Origin of the sequence: Bacillus sp. GMs2/2 (assembly GCF_050172095.1) — a bacterium.
Taxonomy (GTDB): Bacteria; Bacillota; Bacilli; order Bacillales; family Bacillaceae_G; genus Bacillus_A; species Bacillus_A cereus.
The window spans coordinates 1-1,236 of record NZ_JBNLYE010000707.1 but is presented as its reverse complement, the minus strand read 5'-3'; the positions used below and the strand labels follow the sequence as shown (position 1 = coordinate 1,236).

Below are 1,236 nucleotides of genomic sequence, written 5' to 3'. Positions count from 1 at the left end.
TAGTTTGGCGACATGAACCAATTTAAAACTCCTAGAATAGCAAGGGTCTTATTTAACATTTTTAATGTTCACTTATGACGATAATTATAACATAAGGTGAATTTAATGTGAATAAGAACCTCTATTTTTCCATGTTTTTTCTGTATGTGTTTAGTGGGAGAAATAGGAGGTTTTTTTGTGATTTCACGAAACTTTTTGTTAAGTCGAGCAAAAGCGGAACTAAGTCCCCACATTCATCACTTATCTAAAACTCCTGGAGCTATCAATCAAGAAATCAAGAAAATAATTTCTTATATTGATAGTATTGTCCTAGAGTGTGAAGGTGCTACCACAAAAGATTATCTTACCAAAAGGAAATACGAAGCTTTAGAGACTGTTTTATCTTATTTAGTACAAGAAGGCTATAGTCAAGTTAGACAAGAACACATCAGCAAAAAATCTGGAATTTCAAAACCTATTATTAATTACGTTTTTAATTGGCTGCAAGATTTAGGAGTATGCCAACAAATAAAGGTAAGACGACATGGAAAGATCGCCCCCTCTGTTTACATCTTAACAATACATAATAACTATTTAAAGATTGTTGAATATTTCAAGATAAAATGGGCTGTAGCAATTGATGTTTGTGCTACTTTTACTAGATTTTTAAAGAACAAAATTAGTAAAAACTCTGATGTAACAAATCTTGAATTTATGCAAAAAAACAATTTTAAACCTTCACCTTCCTTAGATTTTTTCAGCATTGAAGAGCAATCAAAACCTGCTGTCAATCATGAGAAACAAGGAAAAAATAATAGATTACAAGAATTAAATGATTATTTGAGTGAAGATCAGAAAAGAGCGTATTACTACATTTTGAGTCAAGAGCTAACATACCTATCTGAAAATGATGCGTATACAATTGCTTTAAGATTGCCACCGGATATTGATCGCTACACAAGATGGGATTTTGAAGAATGTGTGCAATGGTTCCAGTTTAATAAAGCTGAACACAGTAATCCTGCACATTTCATAAAAATGTTTAATCAAAAATCTAAACAGAAGCAAGAACGTAGAAAACGTAATGCACAAAATACAAGGTCACTCTCAGATACAACTAATAGTCATACATTTGTTTTCTATAATTTTCTAGAAGAACACGATTAAAATCAAAAAAATCCAATTACAAATAGCCTTGCTGAAAAAAAACATATACAGCAAGGCTATTTGTAATGTCTTCCTATAGTTCTTTATGAC

Annotated in this window: 1 protein-coding gene; it reads left to right on the top strand. The window is 31.0% G+C overall.

The genetic code is table 11. The annotated features are described in order from the left end of the window. Nucleotides 1-177: 177 nt before the first annotated feature. Nucleotides 178-1,146, top strand: coding sequence for a Replicase RepFR55 (locus tag ACQGS6_RS28870; protein ID WP_426966063.1), 969 nt, complete (start codon nucleotides 178-180; stop codon nucleotides 1,144-1,146). Nucleotides 1,147-1,236 lie beyond the last annotated feature (90 nt).